General features: G+C 74.0%; 5 protein-coding genes and 1 pseudogene. 3 read left to right on the top strand and 3 right to left on the bottom strand.

Going from position 1 to position 3408, the window contains the following annotated elements; all coding sequences use genetic code 11:
- From RYN42_RS20050 to RYN42_RS20040, 3 genes are all read left to right on the top strand, one after another.
- On the top strand, window positions 1-493 hold a 493-nt coding region (locus RYN42_RS20050), incomplete at its 5' end, for a hypothetical protein (protein WP_315099365.1).
- 41 nt (window positions 494-534) lie between these two features.
- On the top strand, window positions 535-1152 hold the full coding sequence (locus tag RYN42_RS20045) for a DinB family protein (RefSeq protein WP_315099362.1): 618 nt from the start codon (window positions 535-537) through the stop codon (window positions 1150-1152).
- 4 nt (window positions 1153-1156) lie between these two features.
- The gene (locus tag RYN42_RS20040; RefSeq protein ID WP_315099359.1) at window positions 1157-1972 is read left to right on the top strand and encodes an MBL fold metallo-hydrolase; all 816 of its coding nucleotides are present in this window, start codon (window positions 1157-1159) and stop codon (window positions 1970-1972) included.
- On the opposite strand, the gene RYN42_RS20035 is transcribed toward RYN42_RS20040, so the two are convergent.
- The 3 genes and pseudogenes from RYN42_RS20035 to RYN42_RS20025 form a co-directional block, all read right to left on the bottom strand.
- The gene (locus RYN42_RS20035; protein ID WP_315099356.1) at window positions 1965-2432 is read right to left on the bottom strand and encodes an NUDIX domain-containing protein; all 468 of its coding nucleotides are present in this window, start codon (window positions 2430-2432) and stop codon (window positions 1965-1967) included. The genes RYN42_RS20040 and RYN42_RS20035 overlap by 8 nt on opposite strands.
- Window positions 2429-2944, bottom strand: a complete 516-nt coding sequence (locus tag RYN42_RS20030) for an AAA family ATPase (protein WP_315099353.1) — start codon at window positions 2942-2944, stop codon at window positions 2429-2431. Before RYN42_RS20030 ends, RYN42_RS20035 begins: the two co-directional genes overlap by 4 nt.
- Window positions 2941-3408 (bottom strand): annotated as a pseudogene (locus RYN42_RS20025) (hypothetical protein); the annotation flags it as partial. The pseudogene RYN42_RS20025 and the gene RYN42_RS20030, both read right to left, overlap by 4 nt.

Genomic DNA, 3408 nt, shown 5'->3' with positions numbered 1-3408 from the left:
GCTCGCCGCGGCACTGGTGGCCGCGGCCGTCGTCGTCGCGATCGCCCTCGTCGTGCCGCGGCTGCTGACCGGGTCCGCGCCGGCCGTCCAGGCCGACTACCCCCACTACGCCAGCACGGCCGAGCTCGAGGGCGTCGCCGACCTCATCGTCCGCGGCACGTTCACGTCGATCACCCCGGACGACTCCGCCGGGTACCCCCGCGTGATCGCCACCGTCGACGTCACCGCCGCGGCCAAGGGGCCGGTCGAGCCCGGCACCACGCTCGAGATCGCCTACACGAGCGGCGGCGCCGGGGAACGGACCGATCTGGAGGTCGGCGGCGAGTACGTGCTGCTGCTCGACGACCTGGCCGACCTGGAGGGTGACTGGCCACCGACGCCCGTCAACGCCTTCCAGGGCTTCTACACCGTCGTCGACGGACGCGCGGTGGCGGGCCCCGACAACGCGGTCCCGCTCTCGCCCGCCACGCTGGGCGCCCTGGGCCTGTCCTGAAACCTGTTGCGGCCGACGCCCCGACGGTGAACTCTCCAGGCATGACCGTCCCCGCGCGCCTCGCGCCCCTGCTCGCCGAGTACGACTTCGCCAGCGAGCGCCTCCTGCACCGCCTCACCGGCCCGACGGTAGACAGCGGCGACGGCCTGCAGGTCGAGGTCCCCCCGCTGTCCGACGCCGAGCTCCTCTGGGAGCCGGTCCCGGGCGCCTGGACGATCCGCCGGCAGGTGGACGGACCGGGTGGCCTGGGTGCGACGCGGCTGGTCGGTTCGGGCGAGTGGGGTCACGACGGCGGACGCCCGCACCCCTGGCCGCCGCCGGTCACGTCCATCGGCTGGCGTATCAACCACGTGGCCAAGACGCTGGCCGGCCGCGCCGACCACACCGACGGCACCCACACCCACACCGAGCAGGCCGACGAACCGCAGGGCACCGCGGCCGGCGCGATCGCCCACCTCACCGCCGCCGTCCAGGCGTGGCGCGCGACGCTCCTGGGTGCCGACGACGCCGCCCTCGACACGGTCGGCTACAGCACGTACCCGAACGGCTCGGACGCCGACGAGCCCTTCCTCGACGTCGTCTGGTGGATGAACCAGGAGGTGGTCCACCACGGCGCCGAGATCGCCCTCCTGCGGGACCTGTACCTCCGGCTAGCGTGACGGTGTGACCGTCTGGATCTGCGCCACGTGCGCCGTGGAGAGCGCCGAACGGCTCGACGTGTGCCCGATCTGCGCCGACGAGCGCCAGTGGGTCCCGGCCAGCGGTCAGCGCTGGACCACCCTGGAGGACCTCCGCGCGCAGGGGTACCGGGCGAGCCTCGACGAGCTGGAGCTCGACCTGTACGCGATCACCAGCTCCCCTGCCGCCGGCATCGGCCAGCAGTCGAAGCTTCTGGTCACGCCGGACGGCAGCCTGCTGTGGGACCCGATCGGGTTCTTCGACGACGAGGTGATCCACCGGATCCTCGAGCTCGGGCCGGTGCGCGCGATCGTGGCCAGCCACCCCCACATGTACGGCGTCCAGGTGGAGTGGAGCCGCGCGCTGGGCCACGCACCGGTGCTCGTCGCGGAGTCCGACGTCCGCTGGCTCAACCGCCCGGACCACGTGATCCAGACCTGGTCGGGCGAGCTCGAGGTCCTGCCCGGCGTGACCCTGTCGCAGCCCGGCGGCCACTTCCCTGGCAGCGCGATCGCGCACTGGGCCGCCGGTGCGGCAGGCCTCGGCGTCGTGCTCAGCGGCGACACGGTCTTCGCCAACCCGGACCGGAAGTCCGTCGCGTTCATGCGCAGCTACCCGAACCACCTGCCGCTGTCCGGCGCCGTCACCCGCCGGGTCGCCGACCACCTGGACCGCCTGGAGTTCGACCGCCTCTACGGCAACTTCGCGAACGTCATCGCGTCCGACGCCAAGGAGGTCGTCCGCCGCTCCGCCGAACGCCACATCGGCTGGGTGAGCGGCGACTTCGACCACCTCACCTGACGCCGAGGGCCTCCTCCAGCCGGTCCACGAACGCCGACTGAGCCTTCACCACCAGTCGCCGAGCCTCGTCGGGCGTGAACCACGCGGCCCGGTCAAGCTCGGGCACCAGCAGCGTCCGGCCCGAGCGCGGCGGCCACGCGATCTCGACCTTGTTGCTGACGATCGTCGCCACGTCCAGGTCCCCCTCGACCGCCCACGCGCTCACCACCTTGCCGCCGCTCTGCCGCACGTCCCCGAGCGGCATCGGCGACCCGGCGGGCGCCGGCACACCGAGCTCCTCCGCGAACTCGCGCAGGGCGGCCGCCAGCAGGTCCTCGCCCGGCGACGGCTCCCCCTTCGGGATCGTCCACGCGCCGGCGTCCTTGCGCGCCCAGAACGGCCCGCCCATGTGCCCGAGCAGTACCTCCAGGCCGGAGGCCCGCCGGAACACCAGGATCCCCGCGCTCGTCCGGGCGGTCACAGTGCCAGCCCGGTGAGGATCGCGTCGACGGTCTGCGCCGGCGTCTGGTCCGAGGTGTCGAGCCAGAGCCCGATCCGCGGCGTCCCGTCTCGGAGCCCGGCGTCGAGCTCCTCGACGGTCCACGCGCCGTACCCGGTCTTGCCCCGACCGGCCTCGCGCGCCGCCACGGTGGACGCGGTCGGTGCCAGCACCACCACCTGCGGAGGGCTCCGGAACATCGCGACCCACTCCGGGAGGTCGGCCCCGAGCGCGACGTCCTGGACGACGGCGGTGAATCCCGCCTCGGCGTACTCGTCGGCCACCATCGCCGCGAGGCGGTGCCGCAGCCGGAGCTGCGCGAGGGACTCCGCCGACAGGTCGGCGCCGACCTCCTCGCGCCCGGAGACGACCATCCGCCGGAACACGTCACCCCGCACGTGCACGGACCGCGGCAGCCGCTCGGCCAGCAGCTGCGCCACCGTCGACTTCCCTGCGGCCATGATCCCGGTGATCAGGACCACCGTGCCGGTCACACGTCCTCCGGGTCCACCAGGAAGTCGGCCTCGTCGGCGATCTCGCCGCCGACCGCGCCGTGCACCACGCGGGCGACCGCCTGCACCAGCGGTGCCGCGCGGGACCGGGCGACGCGGTGCTCGAACGACGGCCGCTCGGACTCGAGCTCCTCGATGAACGGCGGCTCCCAGTGCACCCGGTAGGCGACCACACCGGCCTGCGTCCACGGCAGGTCGCGCATCAGCGGCGGGAGCACGGTCTCGGCGCCGGCCTCGACCGCGAGGGTCCCGTCGTGGCCCAGGTCGACCAGCACGCCGTAGGCCTGGGGCACCGGGGGCACGGCGATCATCAGCTCGTCGAACGCCGACGCCTCGTCCATCAGTCGCTGCCGCTCGGATTCGTCGGCCACGCCGGACCGCTGCAGCGCGGCGGACAACCCGCGACCGCCGGCCTCGGCCACCCAGCCGGGGCGGCCGCTGGCGTC

Origin of the sequence: uncultured Cellulomonas sp., from assembly GCF_963527515.1 — a bacterium.
Taxonomy (GTDB): Bacteria; Actinomycetota; Actinomycetes; order Actinomycetales; family Cellulomonadaceae; genus Cellulomonas.
The sequence above is the reverse complement of the archived record's forward strand: the minus strand, read 5'-3'. Positions and strand labels throughout refer to the sequence as shown.